Below are 14,492 nucleotides of genomic sequence, written 5' to 3' on the forward strand. Positions count from 1 at the left end.
AAAAGAGCTTTTTCTCACGAACAATTGTTTCTAGTTTGTTGCACTTGTCAATTATTGATGACGGGAAACAACGTTTTTCAACGCGTCTTTGGATTGGAAACCAACCACTTTATCAACGGGTTGACCATCTTTGAATACGATTAGAGTTGGGATACTCATAACGCCAAAGCGAGCAGCGGATTCCGGGTTGTCATCCACGTTTACTTTCGCGATTTTCAAAGATTCAACTTCTTTATCTAGCTCTTCCAATACAGGAGCGATCATTTTGCAAGGTCCGCACCAAGGTGCCCAGAAGTCTACAAGTACTGTACCTTCTCCTTCAACTTCTGCTTTAAAACTGTTGTCAGAAACATTCACGATTGCCATGATAGTTCCTCCTTCTAAGAATGAATTTGATTTATAAGGTGAAAAGTAAGATTAAGTTCGTCACTTAACTTGCTTCGCATCACGTCAACATGTAAAGTATACCACACTCATATGCCTTTTCAACCAAGCCATAAGTTAGCAAACAGGGTATCCTTTGGTCTATATCGAGGGTAATCCAACAGGCAGCCCTTGGCGTCGCTGTTCCTCAATATAGGAAATACGATCTTTGAGATTCGCTTGGAGCAGTTGCAGCATCTCCATTTGTTTCTCGATTTCTTGTAACTTCTCGGTGTACAGGGGCAGCAAATCGTCACACTGTGATTCTTGATTCTTCATCACACAGTTCAGAAAGCTTTCAATCTGCTCAGTCGTAAAGCCCAGGCTCAAGTAAAACTGAATGGTCTTCACACGCTCAACAACCATTTGATTGTAGACCCGATAGCCATTCTCTTCACGTTGTGTTGCGATCAGCCCTTTGGCTTCGTAGTAGCGCAAGGACCGAATACTTGCTCCGGTAAGCTTGGATAACTCACTAATCCGCATGGACGTCACTTCTTTCTATTCCCACATATCTTGGAGGGATGTCTTTATTGTAAACCATAACACTAATGTCAGAGTCAAGAAGTATTTTACCCATTCTGCTATTTATTGCGATTGTTTGCACAATTGTCACTTTGATTAGCTTTACAACTTTCGACGAATTTGGGTATACTAGGCTTACAAATACGAATGTCGGACGTTAGGGGGTAACCACATGAGCAATCAACACCCTGAGCATCACGTGTACGAAGAACCGCGTAATGATTTCATGGATGTAGGCATAGGTTTTGGCGTATTCTTTGGCGCATTGTTCGTCATTGCAGTCATTGCTACCGTCATCCAAGTGATGAGCTAAGCGAAACATCAAAAGTTAAAGCCGCTTTGCAGGCAATTGCGAAGCGGCTTTTTTCTAGTTACCCCTCTCTTCCTCCACTTCCAGCTCCCCTCTCTCAAACATGCAAAAAGGCATCCTTTTCCGCTGATTTATAGTTGAAATTGATAAATACGTGCAAATAGGCAACCTTTTTAACTTATTTCGGGAGAATCTCCTAAAATCACTTCAAATTGATGCCTATTTGCATCAATTTCTAATAACGGAAGGGAAAATCATTCGAAAAGTGCTCTTTTGCATTTCTGACAGCGTTAGAGGGGTTTGAAGACTTGAGAGTTTCTCCAGAAAATCATCAACCTTACTCCATCGGCACTACATTTGTCGCCTTTCCCCCTTAGTCATTACTACTCGTTATCCACATTCTCCTATATAGTTAATTTTCGTGATTCAGGTGGTTTTACATAAATAACTGGAAAATATGTCGTTAATTTGATGGATTTTTGAAGAATTAACTAAAATGCTGAAAAATAAATGTAGGAAATCCAGTTAATTCTATTCCCTGGTGCATACTTACTTCTAGCAGGGTGCCGCAAATATAACACAAAAACCTAGCCACCTCCGGCTAGGTTTTCTTTACGCTTTATCTTCCACGCTTGTTCGTACCCGTAACCTCAACCACATCAACGAATGGTCGTATCCGATCCATGATTCGTTGCCCCTTATACTCTTCGTCGCCGTCTTTGTTCGTGAAGCTGAAATGCTTCTCCAAACCAGACAGCGCATAGTTGGAAGTGAAGAACGTTGGTTTCCGATTCATCCGATGATTCACAATAGCGCCAATGACGTGATCTCTCAGCCAAGGGTTCAAATTCTCTGCCCCAATATCGTCAAATACGAGCAGATCCGTTTCCTTGAGTAGGTCAATCGTCTCCTTGAGCTTATAAGGCTCTTGGAACATCCCCTTCAAGTCCTCAGCAAAGTCTGGCATATAGACGATGGCTCCCGTCATACCGACCTTCGCCAACTGATGCAGCATATAACCCATCAAGAACGTTTTCCCTGTACCGAACGATCCAGATAAATATAACCCTCGCGTCTGAAGACCTTCTTCAATGGTTAGACTTACATAGTCGTTAATTTGCATGACTGCTTTCGCACGATCGAGATCCGTCTCCAAGATATCTCCAAAGGAGAAACTTCGCGAAATCATCCGTGGGTCCACGTGAAAAGTACGAATTCGACTGGAGATGGCGTCCTGCTGGCCTTTGGCAATAAACTTCTTGCAAGGTACCTTCTCCTCATGAATAAAAGGCGTTTGCCCCTCCACTGATTCGGCTGTAAGAATTGTATAATGTCCTGTCATATCATTCGGACAGTTCTCTAGGCCAGGGCAATTGGAGCAAGTTTTAAATTCCGAAACATGCTGATACAACTTGTTCATATTTATTTTAATCGCATAGTCATCCACAAAAGGATACTTCTGACGAAATTTAGCAATCAACGGGTCCGCAAGAACGCCTTGAATTTTCAATTCAGCTTTTCTTTTCCATTCTGTATCCGGCAATGATTTGAGTAAATGCGATAAGGACTCCATCATGTTCGGCACCTCCTAACAGTTCCATCGTTCATTCCATAGATAAGCCGCTTACTAATTTTTTCGGTTAAATCGCTCATCCAGCTTCTGTGCCATTCGTCTGGCTGCCTCAAGCTCCTCTGCAGACAGCCTAGTAGACGCTGTAGTCCCCGTATCAGGCAATACAATAGGGATATGAGGCTTCTGTGTCTTGCCCTGACGTCCACGCGTTGCAGAGCCTCCGCCCGCTTTCGCAGATTCCACCTTAGAAGCAGCTTTCTGCTTGTAATTGATTTTCTCTCGTACATATTCAACGGCATGCTCATACGTATTAATTTGCTTGCCCAGCATATCGGAAGCTACAGCCTCGATTGAGGATTTGGCCCAAGAGCGACGATCAATATGCAAGAAGTGAATCAACACATTAATAACTTCTTCTTTTAATTTATAGTTCAAATCGATTTTCTCGAAAATATTAAGTACGCCATCAGGTATCGAACCCTGTGTGAAAAACATTTTCAACACAGCCGTGTATGGCTCATTTCGCATGATGTAGTTGTACTGATGATCCGTGCATTCGCCGCGCAGTTGCTGAGGTACTTCTAAATAATAAGCCATCTCCACAGACTGCTCTTCCGAAGTTTCCACTTCATCCTCAGATTTCGTAGTTGTACGCTCCCGCTCTTCATCCCGCTTCTTGCTCTGTCTGTAGAACAAATTCGCATTATATTGCATGAGATCCATGACAAGCTCACCTTCTTCAGTGAACACGCCATCCTCATCAAGCAAGCGGCACGTTTCTTGCAGGGACAGATTGTACTTCTTGGCCACAATATTAATGGCTACCATATGCTCCGGTTTGTGCTTCAGCGCTTCAACGAACACGCGGTTACTCGCTCCACGCGGGAACCTCATGATGATATCCGCATACTTGAAGCCTTTGGTCGTCACGTCCATCCGTGCGTCCCCTTGCTTGCTTGCAGAGGCCTCATAGAGTGCTTGTTCCAGTTCATAATCCACAACCTGTGTGTTCAGACGGAATAACTCATAAAAAGGAACCGACAAGTTCTCCTCGACCGCCTCACGACACTCCTCTGGTTCAGGCGAGAGCAGATCTTCACGCAGCGAAAGCAGCATGAACTTCCCAACCTTGTCGCGCAGCAGCAGCGTTAAATGCTGATTTCGGAAAAACTCATTCGGCCCTAAAGGCGCGAACAATGTATAGACGAACACATAATCTTCTTCCTCGGGTACAAACTTGCGAGTCGTCTGAAGGAGACCAATCGCCTCTAGCTTGGAGGATTGTTCAATAATGTACTTTCGACCACGCTCATTCTGTTCAAGCTCTAGTAGAAGAAACAACTTACGTTGCTGCTCCATCGGCGAAAAGCCCACTTTCTCTGCACTCATCTGCTGATAGAGCGCCTGATAGAAACTTATGGCCAATCCGCCTATCATCGGTTGATACATCATCGCTAGCATTTTATAGTCTAAACTGCTCAAAGAAAACTCACGGTTCACGCAAAACCTGTGATTCTCGGTGAAATGCAGCATATTCGTCATTCTCATCCCGTTACAGCACCATCCTGCCTCAGCTCGACTGAAAGATCGCTAATAATCTAGCTATCCCATGTCTCAGTCTCTCTCTATTAGTCTACCACAAAAATCGACAATCTTGGTATCTACAAGAGAAAAGATAATTTTACCTTTCGGGCAAGAAAAAGATTCCATCGCATTTTCACTAGCAATGGAATCTTAATTTTGGCGTCATTGTTCTTGCGTATAAATGGGTGACTCAGCATCACTCGAATACTCGTGTACATTCCCATACAATTGAGGATTAAGTTTCTGCGCGATAGCTAGATCGAGCTTCCAACGTTCCTTTTGTTCCTTCTCCTTGAGGCTGTCCACCCATAGATGAATGATGTCATTCATGCGTGCTGCGCTTTGAATCGGTACCGGATGCTTCGCATCTTTGATGAAAAAAAGAGAACTATGCGGTAACCCCCTATGGAGAATTTGAGCATAGGGATGGAAGTCAACGTCTTTTTCACCATAGATCAATAAGACAGGCTGCTGAATCTTCGAGAGACTATTTGTGCAGTTATAGCGCAGGGATTGTTCGAAATAGGATCTCACATTGTCCGCTTTATCCTGCAAGGCATGGTCTTTTAACTCCTGATAGGTTGTCTTTTTATCGGCATTGCCATACGTAATCGCTCTAATCAAAAAATTCATAATTCGACTAGGATTCGCCATTCGTATCGCAAGCCAAATTCTGATTCGATTGTACGTATCCGTCAATTCTGACATTCCGCTTACGACAATCCCCCCCACCAAACGTTGGGGATGTGTAAGCAGTGCCTCCAAGGCCACCGTTCCTCCAGTTGAATAACCGCAAAGAAAGGCTTCCTCGATCCCTAAGAAATCAAGAAGCCCTATTATGTCTTGCGAAATAAGTTGATAACTTACTGACTGCTTCGAACTCGCACTTCCGCCATGACCTCTAATGTCAAATGTAATGACTCGGAAATGGACGCCTAGTTGTTCTTTCTGATACCTGAACGCTTCTAACGTTAACAATGGGGGATGAATAAAAACGATTGGCGTACCCCATTCTGGTCCCGTTATCTCATAATGCAGTGATGTTCCATTCACATTCGCCCAAGGCACCGATCGTGTCTCCTCCCTAAGTGAAGTTTAAGTAACTTCTCTTAGCCTGACCCAATTGCCCCAGTAATATTAGAACATTTTGAAACCGCGAATACGCAGTGCTTTGATCGCCGAACCACTCAAAATTGCACCGACTAAGCCGCCGATTGCTGGGATCACGTCAACAATGGTGAAACTCTCGTCATTTGACATAAAGGAAGAATTCCCCATGTATCCATAGATGATAATCCCAATCACTAAGGCAATGAATGCGTAAAGTGGAAACCACGTTGTTTTCATTAGCATATTCAGAATAAAGCCGATCCCAAAGAATAACACCATCATTAAGACAGTGGCGATAACCATTTGCAGCACGATAGTTCCCCCTTATATATGTAGAAGCACTTCCTAACTTTGGCCTCTATAGCTCTTATTATTGTAATCTACGAAATGGTACAGGTAAAGTGTACACAAATTGAACAATTAATTGGACATTTCCTATACTTCACCCCTCCATGCATTTGCCCTTTCTCCATGAATTGGATACAATGTAGGGGATATTAGCCCTTGAATGGAGGAAAAACAATGAGTGAAGCCGTACAAACGCTGGAAGGCTGGTATGCGCTCCATGATTTCCGTCTAATGGATTGGAATGCATGGCATGCTGCAACCCCACAAGAACGTAAGCATGCAGCGGACGAGCTGCAATCCTTCTTGTCCCAGTGGCAACAAATTGAGAACGATAAACTAGGCAGTACTGCCGTTTATAGCATCGTTGGCCAGAAGGCTGATTTCGTTTTCATGCAACTGCGTGAAACATTGGAAGAGCTGAATGAGCTTGAAACTGCTTTTAACAAGTCTAGCTTTGCTGCTTTTACTATACCCGTTTATTCCTACGTCTCCATCGTAGAATTGAGCAGTTATCTGGCGAAGCCAGGTGTTGATCCTGCACAAGATCCTGAGCTTCAAGCTCGTTTGAAGCCGATTCTGCCGAAATCCAAACACATTTGCTTCTACCCGATGAATAAGCGTCGTGAAGGCAATGACAACTGGTACATGGTTTCTGCGGAAGATCGTAAGACGATGATGCGCAGCCACGGTATGATCGGTCGTACATATGCTGGTAAAGTAAAACAAATCATTACAGGCTCTGTTGGATTGGATGATTGGGAATGGGGCGTTACACTATTCTCGGATGATCCTCTTCATTTCAAAAAGCTCGTGTACGAAATGCGTTTTGATGAAGTCAGCGCACGTTTTGGCGAGTTCGGAGATTTCTACGTTGGGAACGTTATGCTTCCTGAGAAATTCGCGTCATTCATTCAAGTATAATGACTTAAGAGCAAAGGACTTCGATCCTCTGCTCTTTTTTGTTGATATTACATAGAAAAAAGAAGCACTGCTCCATGAAGAGCAATGCTTCTTTGGTATCTATTCTTCATCCTCGTCGTCACGCAGAGCAGCTGCTAATTCAGCTTCCATCTGAGCTTTACGTGCTAGATACGCTTCCGTATCACGGTCACGCTGACGACTCTTTTCCTTCAGACGTTCAATCGCAGGAAGAATGAGGATATCAATTTCCTTTTGGACAACAGCGACATGATCGTAACGTTTCTCAGTCTCTAAGAAGTGACCGACTTCGATCAAGGCATTGTAACGATCCAGTTCATCCCGGGTAAGAAGTCCTCTTACTTGGACACTACAGTGTCGCATGGCAATCCCCCCGTTAGCATTCCTTGACTAGAAACGGCCTTTACGTATAACTAGTGGAATTCCGCCAATAATGTAAAGGTATCTCATATCAACCACTTTTTTCATCATAGCAGCGACATTCCCTTTCAATTTACGGGAACCTACGATACCGATCGCTTGACCTTTACCAAGGGAAGCTACTGTCCCTTTGTTCGAGTATTTGAAAGTTTTCATCTGCGATCCACGAATTGACGCGATCAAGTTGTGAGCTACAGCTTCACCTTGTTGCATCGCAATTTGTGCTGTTGGTGGATATGGTCTGCCTTCATCGTTCATCACGATGGAACAGTCACCCACAACATAAATATTATCAAAGCCTGGAGCATGAAGGTGCTCATTAACTTTAATTCTACCGCGCATCGTTTCGAAGCCAGCTTCATCTAACATATGGTTACCGCGGATACCGCCTGTCCATACAACAGTTGCTGCTTTGATGAACTCATCGCCAGCAATCAGAACACCTTCTGGCGTACATTCTTTAATGGCTGTACCAATTTTGAAAGTTATACCTTTGTCCGTTAGAACTTTCATCGCATACTCAACAAGCTCAGGATCGAAACCTGGCAATGCAGTTGGCGCAGCTTCAATATTATAAATCTTCACAAGGGAAGGATCCACATCGAACTCTTTGCATAGAAGAGGGATACGATCAGCAAGTTCACCGATGAATTCAATACCCGTAAATCCAGCGCCACCGATAACGAAAGTTAGGTAATCTTTGCGATCTGGTTCACGCTTAAACTTCGCGAATTGATATTCAATGTGCTCACGAATAAAGCGAACACTGTTAATACTGCGAATATTCAGCGCATTTTCTTTCAGACCAGGAATTCCGAAAGTTTCCGCTTCGCCACCAAGTCCGATTACTAGGTAGTCGTAGGAAAGTGTTCCGTCTTCCAAAATAACCTTTTTCTCATGTGGACGAATTTGCGTAACTGTCGATTTCACGAAATCAACTTTAAATTCATCAATCAATTTCAAAATGTTCACGCGTGCATTTTCAGGATTATCTGTCCCTGCAGCAGGCATGTGAAGATGTGTTGTAATGTAGTGATAGTCATGCTTGTTAACAAGCGTAACATCAGCTTCGTTGTAGTTCAATTCCTTTTGCAACCGAATTGCAGCAAGGATTCCGCCGTAACCGGCTCCTAATATAACGATTCTTGGTATTCTACTCATGTCTCTCTCACTTCCATATCCGTATTTTGTCCCATGGTCTCTCTATCTTGTGAAAAATTACACAAACAGCTTCAAAAGTAGTATTCTGCTACTAGTTTGCACGCTTTCGAAGTGAATTATGATTAAACAGGTGGAAATTCATCACAACATGGTAAACCGATTCTCATGATATGATATAATTTTCATAAGTAAATATCAAGTGTCATTTTGCATAAAAAATCTTGTATTATAGGCGTTTTAGCCCATCTAATCCATGTAAGCATTTACTTATCCTATCTATAAGCAATATATATGTTAAATTTAAACTTTTCTGTTTCCTTCAATAGAAGTGACGTTTATAATGAGTATGATTATCACTGTGTTACACTATGGGTTTGATCGGAGGTTCTATCATGAACGAGAGAGAAACCAGTCAAGACATCGTTGATATTATTGTAATTGGCGGCGGCCCTGCTGGCATGTTTGCATCATTTTATGCAGGGATGCGTCAAGCATCTGTGAAAATCATTGAAAGCATGCCACAACTTGGTGGTCAACTTGCAGCTCTTTATCCGGAAAAATATATTTATGATGTTGCAGGCTTCCCAAAAATTACAGCTCAAGAGCTTGTAGATAACTTATCTACCCAAATGAAACACTTTCCTATTCATACTTGTTTGGAAGAAAAAGTACATAATGTCGTTAAGAAAGAAGAACGTCTTTTTGAAATTACAACAGACAAAGGTGTACATCTGAGCCATGCCGTTATTATTTCAGGTGGAGTTGGCGCATTCGAGCCGCGTCGTCTTGAGTTACCGGAAGCAGCTCAATTCGAGAAGAAAAACTTACATTACTTTGTAAGTGACTTAAATGCATTTGCCGGTCAAAAAGTACTTATTAGCGGCGGCGGTGATTCCGCTGTTGATTGGGCTTTGATGCTTGAACCGATTGCTGAGCAAGTAACCTTGATCCACCGTCGAGATAAATTCCGTGCTCATGAGCACAGTGTAGAGAACTTAATGAATTCGAAGGTTAACATCGTTACACCAACCGAAATCACTAAACTTCACGGAACAGATCGTATCGAGCAAATTACACTTAAAAATATTAAATCAGGCGAAGAAAGCATCTACGATGTCGATGCCGTTATTATCAACTTCGGCTTCGTATCCTCGCTCGGACCGATTTCTGAGTGGGGTCTCGAAATCGAAAACGGCTCCATCGTTGTTGATTCCCGTATGGAAACGACGATCCCAGGTATCTTCGCTGCCGGTGATATTACGACATACCCTGGTAAATTGAAATTGATCGCTGTTGGCTTCGGTGAAGCACCTACGGCAATTAACAATGCCAAAGTTTACATTGATCCAAGTGCCAAGCTTTCACCAGGACACAGTTCGAACTTGAAATTATAATGAATAGCAATGAAAAGGGGTATTCTAACCTAATCTACGGATTAGGAGGAATACCCCTTTGTCATCTATATGTCCAGTTTGTAACGGCATGCAAGAATTGCAAACCAACTGTCCTGTGTGCTCGCAGCGTATGTGTGACCATGGTAAGCTGAGTGACTTGCTCGGTCCTTATTCGCCTTACGAGATGAACAACATTTCCTTGACAAACCAGGAAGGCGACGAGCAAGAGCCCTGCCTTCACCTCTTGAATTGCCCCGACTGTCATTCTAGCTATACCCTGCAAATACGTGCTGAGTTCAATTATTAATTAAGTGGTGCCTCGTCCTTAACGATCACGGATAGCTTTAATTTGCGTCTTTGTATTTCCGCGAGCAATAGTTCAAGAAAATCCGATTCTAATCTTAAATCTAGTGCCTTGTAATAAGAGTCGATCAATGTCTCATCGCTAATTTGTCTCACTGAAATCACCCATATTCTATAATTTAAACTAATAGTATCATGGGGTTTTTGATAGAACAAGCGTTCCGTTATCCACAGATAAGTGTGCATATCCTGTGGGTAAATTGTTAATATGTACCATGAAGGCTGACAAAGCATAGGGGGATATTGTGCATAAACTTATACACATCCAAAACTTGTAAAATACTGATAAAAAAAAATGATCACTATTTTAGGCATTTTTAACGTTTATTTAACATAACCTTCATTTTATTCACAAAATTGAAAAGAAATTTTAATCGTCCCTTAATATTCATCGTCTACAATGATATTAGAAAGACAAAACAAAGGAGCTGAACTAGAATGATCGTTTACGATATCGTGTTGAATGGCGAAATTAAAGAAACAATTAAACCTAGAAAGAACCGCTTGAAAGAAATTTATGCTTTTATGCAAGAGCAAACGAAGTTGATGCAAGCCAAATATGGTGAAAATGTAAGAATTAAAGGCCGAATGATTTACTAACCTCATTATTGCCCCTTTCGGCCCCTATATTCTTCCACATATTATAAAATGCCCTTGCGATGTAACACAGTTAATAAGCGATAGAAATCATAGCTCCCTTTCTCAGGTGTGTCGATCAAGCCGGCCTTTACTGCCGCATCAACGGCTGACTTCGCCCATGTTGGCACGACCGTCAAAGCGGCCTGCTCTTCGAGTGAGTGTACTCTACTTGTTAATTCTGAAATCTGGGCCTGTAAGTTCTCTAACATCCGAATGACCTCCTCATCGAAGAAAGTTAACCCTTCCATCGCTATGATCATATTCAATTTACTTGTATAGGCAGGGTCAGTCGCGTATCCACTCTTCTGTAGTGAAGCTGTTTGAGTTTGTGGAATGCTTGCTGACCGAACTGCCGAATAACGCGCAGCTTGAAACAACAAATCTTGATCTCGAAATCCGTCCTCAATGGTGCTATATGCCCGAAAATCCCCCGGTACATTAAATACGTGATCCTCATTTATGAATTCCCATGTGCTTACTGACACACGATCGCCTTGCCAATAAGGTGTTAGTACGCCATTTCCAACTTTATATCCAACCAAGTTATTCCAAGCGTTTATTTTACCTCCAGTTTCCAGTAAAGCTTGTGCAATTCGAACCGATGGGAAAATTGGCGAGCCTTCTAAACGAAGCTTCAAAGCAATCGGTGCAACAAGATCGATGAAATCCTTTCTAGTTGCCATATGGCTCCCTCCTTTCAAACAACGACTAGTACTATCTTTATAGTATATTCCACAATTTGGTAATGAGAGACGACTCCTAACTAGCTAGACATTGCTATTTGCAACTTTACTTTTCCCTTACGTTAATGTTTATTTAAGGGGAGAGAAAGGGTGAAAGCATGCAAATTAAAGATGTTGCCAATAAATTGAATATTTCTCCAAGAGCCATCCGCTTCTATGAAGATAAAGGACTTATTTCACCGTCTAAACAAGAAAATAATTTATATAGAACATTTACAGAAAAAGAAATATGGCGGCTGCAAACAATTATTTCGCTTCGTGAATCAGGTATGTCCGTTGCCGATATTCAAAAAGCATTACAAGAAGTTGATGCCGATGATAAAGAGCAGCTTCAATACTATTTAGAAATTCAACGATCTGTTGTTTTTGCTCAATGGCTGGAGTTCAAGCAAATCATTGAAACGACGGATACCATGATCGACCTTTTGAAACAGAACAACTCACTTCCGATTGATGATATCTTCACACTCGCGGAAGGTTCTAAACGACTTCGGGAAATCCGCAAAAATTGGAAGGATACATGGAACTTTGATCAACAAGCCTTGACTCATGATGAACGGGTTTTACATAATGACAACGAGTATAAAGGATACGAGGAAGTTCTTGATCTAACACTTCAATGGGTAAGACCAAGGGTTGGGGAGAAAGGGCTTGATCTTGGGACAGGAACAGGTAATTTGGCAAGGCGATTTCTGCATAAGGGCATTCACATGGCTGGCGTAGACCAATCCAAAGAAATGATGAAGCAATGCCAAAGTAAACATCCGCAAATGGACATGAAGCTAGGGAATTTCCTGGCCATTCCTTACATGGATAACCAATTCGATTTTGTCGTTACATCGTTTGCTTTTCACCATATTACTAACGAACAGCAAGTGCTAGCATTAGATGAAATGCGCCGCGTACTCAAGTCTCACGGTAGAATTTGCATAGCGGATTTAATGTTCGAAAATGAATCTGCAAAAGATCTATACATGAAAGAATGTACAGCGAACGGGCGAACAGATCTCCTCACAACCCTGCAAGATCAGCATTATGCCATCTGCTCTTCCCTGCTAACCTGGTTTGACGAAAATGGTTATATTACCAAACATATGAAACTCAACGATTTGCTGTATATCGTTTATGCAGTTCCCATTCAACCCTAATCAACAATGTCTTGACCTTCTCCTTACGTTACACATTACGATAACAATGTTTAACATAACCCTAAGGAGGAGATTACCAAATGCCTAATCATGCAAACATTTATGCCAATCAAGCAGACATGTATGAACAACTCGTTTCCAAACAAGCAAGCTTATATGAAACCATTCAAACCATCATCCCCGTTGAAGGTCTAGACATCATTGACATGGGTGCTGGTGCTGGGAGATTAACCCGTATTCTCGCTCCACAAGCAAAGTCCATTGTAGCTTTAGATGAATCCGAATCTATGCTGCGTATTACAGCAGATCATCTTAGGAAAGCTGATTTGAACAATTGGAGAACACAAGTTGCTGACCACAGACATTTACCTGTCGCCAATCATAGTGCAGATTTAATCGTATCCGGATGGAGTATTTGCTACCTTGGAAATTCGGATGTCGATCAATGGGAAGCCAATATTCACCAAGTTTTAAGCGAAATCAGAAGAGTTTTGCGACCAGGCGGTACGGTCATCATTATCGAGAACTTCGGAACAGGTTCCGAAACACCCCAGCCGCCTGATTTCTTGACGAACTATTATAGGTTACTTGAATCCGAATATGGGTTTTCTCATACGTGGATACGGACCGATTATACATTTGAGAGCGTAGACGAAGCCGAGATGCTTACAAGATTTTTCTTTGGAGACGAGATAGCTAATAAGGTTGTCAGTGAGCAGTTGAAGCACTTGCCGGAGTGTGCGGGGGTTTGGTGGTTAATGGTGTAGACCACCGATATTCCGCTTGGTTGTATTCCTAAGCATGACAAAAAAACCTTCTGAACGAGTGTTAGAACAACACACTAATTCAGAAGGTTCATTATTAATTATTTTAAGCCTCAACCTTATCGTCACACGGTTCAGGTGTTCCTTCATAATCCGCTGGCTTGAAAGATGAGCCACAACCACACGATGCAACTGCATTCGGGTTGTTAATGGTGAAACCGCCACCCATGCCTTTGTCCTCGAAGTCGATTTGGACGCCGTATAAATACTTAGCGCTCTCTTCATCCACAACAACCTTCACGCCATGAATAGTAAATTCTTTATCGTCAGACTTTTGATCATCATCGAAGCCCATTCCATAAGAAAAGCCGCTGCAACCACCAGCCTTCACGCCAAGGCGTAAGAAAAGATTAGGTGATTCTTCCGATGCCAAAAGCTCTTTAATTTTCTCACTAGCTGATTCACTTATATTAATCATAATGGAAATCCCTCCTTGGTTTTTCCCTGTAAATTAAGGAAAACTGGCATTGGTATATGAAGTGCTTGCTATAAGTATACTCCTAATCCATCCGATGCTCAAGGGCAGCTGTTCACTGTTTAGAACGTCTTGTGGCATAATACTGCAATAGTAACTGGTCTAGATCTCGACTGCATTTCTGCACGTCAGGATGAAGGAAACCATGCGAGGTTCCCAAACTAACCATTTGGCCTCGAAGTTGTTCTATTTTGATATGAAGTCGTTCCTGCGGTTCGGTCACGAATAATGGTAGCACGATTATTATCACCTTTAGCCCTTACGTAATCACATTGCAACAGTATACAGGAATTTGTTAATATTGGGAATAACATTTCGCCAATTTCATCGAAAAAATATAAGACATGGATAAGATTGTCGATTTATCTTCAACGTTCTGATGTTGCCCCTCCCAAGTAGGAGGTTTATAATAAGATGGATGGATAGCTTGTATCGATATAAATCTGGTTGTGAATTCCTTAACCGAACTGGTTGACAGGTACGCGAGCAACTCACACCACCTAACGCACCTAG

18 protein-coding genes are annotated in these 14,492 nt (G+C 42.2%); 6 read left to right on the top strand and 12 right to left on the bottom strand.

Annotated features, from left to right (window positions below):
- Positions 1 to 51: 51 nt before the first annotated feature.
- Both trxA and ACSQ8O_RS21460 read right to left on the bottom strand, forming a co-directional pair.
- Entirely contained in the window at positions 52 to 366 is a 315-nt protein-coding gene (gene trxA / locus ACSQ8O_RS21455) for a thioredoxin (protein ID WP_056613612.1), read from the bottom strand.
- 159 nt (positions 367 to 525) lie between these two features.
- Positions 526 to 909, bottom strand: coding sequence for a MerR family transcriptional regulator (locus ACSQ8O_RS21460; protein ID WP_056613610.1), 384 nt, complete (start codon positions 907 to 909; stop codon positions 526 to 528).
- Between the two features lie 211 nt (positions 910 to 1,120).
- On the opposite strand from ACSQ8O_RS21460, the gene ACSQ8O_RS21465 reads away from it, so the two are divergent.
- Positions 1,121 to 1,261: a YqzM family protein gene (locus ACSQ8O_RS21465; RefSeq protein WP_236288788.1), complete on the top strand. Its 141-nt coding sequence runs from the start codon at positions 1,121 to 1,123 to the stop codon at positions 1,259 to 1,261.
- A gap of 616 nt (positions 1,262 to 1,877) precedes the next feature.
- On the opposite strand, the gene dnaI is transcribed toward ACSQ8O_RS21465, so the two are convergent.
- The 4 genes from dnaI to ACSQ8O_RS21485 all read right to left on the bottom strand — a co-directional run bounded on the left by dnaI (position 1,878) and on the right by ACSQ8O_RS21485 (position 5,837).
- Positions 1,878 to 2,831, bottom strand: a complete 954-nt coding sequence (dnaI, locus tag ACSQ8O_RS21470) for a primosomal protein DnaI (RefSeq protein WP_436243927.1) — start codon at positions 2,829 to 2,831, stop codon at positions 1,878 to 1,880.
- Between the two features lie 54 nt (positions 2,832 to 2,885).
- Entirely contained in the window at positions 2,886 to 4,379 is a 1,494-nt protein-coding gene (locus ACSQ8O_RS21475; RefSeq protein WP_236288790.1) for a helicase DnaB, read from the bottom strand.
- 198 nt (positions 4,380 to 4,577) lie between these two features.
- Positions 4,578 to 5,483 carry an alpha/beta fold hydrolase gene (locus tag ACSQ8O_RS21480; protein WP_436243296.1) on the bottom strand — a complete coding sequence of 302 codons (906 nt, stop codon included), beginning with the start codon at positions 5,481 to 5,483 and terminating at the stop codon, positions 4,578 to 4,580.
- 69 nt (positions 5,484 to 5,552) lie between these two features.
- On the bottom strand, positions 5,553 to 5,837 hold the full coding sequence (locus tag ACSQ8O_RS21485) for a YuiB family protein (protein ID WP_436243297.1): 285 nt from the start codon (positions 5,835 to 5,837) through the stop codon (positions 5,553 to 5,555).
- A gap of 210 nt (positions 5,838 to 6,047) precedes the next feature.
- On the opposite strand from ACSQ8O_RS21485, the gene hemQ reads away from it, so the two are divergent.
- The gene (gene hemQ / locus ACSQ8O_RS21490) at positions 6,048 to 6,794 is read left to right on the top strand and encodes a hydrogen peroxide-dependent heme synthase (protein ID WP_436243298.1); all 747 of its coding nucleotides are present in this window, start codon (positions 6,048 to 6,050) and stop codon (positions 6,792 to 6,794) included.
- A 99-nt stretch (positions 6,795 to 6,893) separates the two neighbouring features.
- Here the strand turns inward: hemQ and ACSQ8O_RS21495 are convergent, their stop codons facing one another.
- Both ACSQ8O_RS21495 and ACSQ8O_RS21500 read right to left on the bottom strand, forming a co-directional pair.
- Positions 6,894 to 7,175 carry a hypothetical protein gene (locus tag ACSQ8O_RS21495; protein WP_236288799.1) on the bottom strand — a complete coding sequence of 94 codons (282 nt, stop codon included), beginning with the start codon at positions 7,173 to 7,175 and terminating at the stop codon, positions 6,894 to 6,896.
- A 27-nt stretch (positions 7,176 to 7,202) separates the two neighbouring features.
- Positions 7,203 to 8,393: an NAD(P)/FAD-dependent oxidoreductase gene (locus ACSQ8O_RS21500; RefSeq protein ID WP_056613596.1), complete on the bottom strand. Its 1,191-nt coding sequence runs from the start codon at positions 8,391 to 8,393 to the stop codon at positions 7,203 to 7,205.
- A gap of 392 nt (positions 8,394 to 8,785) precedes the next feature.
- On the opposite strand from ACSQ8O_RS21500, the gene ACSQ8O_RS21505 reads away from it, so the two are divergent.
- Positions 8,786 to 9,787, top strand: coding sequence for an NAD(P)/FAD-dependent oxidoreductase (locus tag ACSQ8O_RS21505; protein WP_436243299.1), 1,002 nt, complete (start codon positions 8,786 to 8,788; stop codon positions 9,785 to 9,787).
- Positions 9,788 to 10,090: 303 nt separating this feature from the next.
- On the opposite strand, the gene ACSQ8O_RS21510 is transcribed toward ACSQ8O_RS21505, so the two are convergent.
- Positions 10,091 to 10,384 (bottom strand): sporulation histidine kinase inhibitor Sda, encoded by a 294-nt coding sequence (locus tag ACSQ8O_RS21510; RefSeq protein ID WP_420851901.1) that lies wholly within the window; start codon positions 10,382 to 10,384, stop codon positions 10,091 to 10,093.
- 204 nt (positions 10,385 to 10,588) lie between these two features.
- On the opposite strand from ACSQ8O_RS21510, the gene ACSQ8O_RS21515 reads away from it, so the two are divergent.
- Positions 10,589 to 10,750, top strand: a complete 162-nt coding sequence (locus ACSQ8O_RS21515; RefSeq protein WP_236288803.1) for a mechanosensitive ion channel protein MscL — start codon at positions 10,589 to 10,591, stop codon at positions 10,748 to 10,750.
- A gap of 41 nt (positions 10,751 to 10,791) precedes the next feature.
- Here ACSQ8O_RS21515 and ACSQ8O_RS21520 read toward each other — a convergent pair whose 3' ends face one another.
- The gene (locus tag ACSQ8O_RS21520; protein WP_436243300.1) at positions 10,792 to 11,472 is read right to left on the bottom strand and encodes a glycoside hydrolase family 73 protein; all 681 of its coding nucleotides are present in this window, start codon (positions 11,470 to 11,472) and stop codon (positions 10,792 to 10,794) included.
- Between the two features lie 158 nt (positions 11,473 to 11,630).
- On the opposite strand from ACSQ8O_RS21520, the gene ACSQ8O_RS21525 reads away from it, so the two are divergent.
- Both ACSQ8O_RS21525 and ACSQ8O_RS21530 read left to right on the top strand, forming a co-directional pair.
- Complete coding sequence (locus ACSQ8O_RS21525; RefSeq protein WP_436243301.1) at positions 11,631 to 12,680, top strand: MerR family transcriptional regulator; 1,050 nt, start codon at positions 11,631 to 11,633, stop codon at positions 12,678 to 12,680.
- Between the two features lie 80 nt (positions 12,681 to 12,760).
- Positions 12,761 to 13,447 (top strand): class I SAM-dependent methyltransferase, encoded by a 687-nt coding sequence (locus ACSQ8O_RS21530; RefSeq protein ID WP_436243302.1) that lies wholly within the window; start codon positions 12,761 to 12,763, stop codon positions 13,445 to 13,447.
- A 103-nt stretch (positions 13,448 to 13,550) separates the two neighbouring features.
- Here the strand turns inward: ACSQ8O_RS21530 and ACSQ8O_RS21535 are convergent, their stop codons facing one another.
- Both ACSQ8O_RS21535 and ACSQ8O_RS21540 read right to left on the bottom strand, forming a co-directional pair.
- Positions 13,551 to 13,922 (bottom strand): HesB/IscA family protein, encoded by a 372-nt coding sequence (locus ACSQ8O_RS21535; RefSeq protein ID WP_056613525.1) that lies wholly within the window; start codon positions 13,920 to 13,922, stop codon positions 13,551 to 13,553.
- 112 nt (positions 13,923 to 14,034) lie between these two features.
- The gene (locus ACSQ8O_RS21540; protein WP_338113417.1) at positions 14,035 to 14,229 is read right to left on the bottom strand and encodes an aspartyl-phosphate phosphatase Spo0E family protein; all 195 of its coding nucleotides are present in this window, start codon (positions 14,227 to 14,229) and stop codon (positions 14,035 to 14,037) included.
- Positions 14,230 to 14,492: the final 263 nt, after the last annotated feature.

The organism is Paenibacillus sp. LjRoot56, from assembly GCF_964253335.1.
GTDB classification, from domain to species: domain Bacteria; phylum Bacillota; class Bacilli; order Paenibacillales; family NBRC-103111; genus Paenibacillus_E; species Paenibacillus_E allorhizoplanae.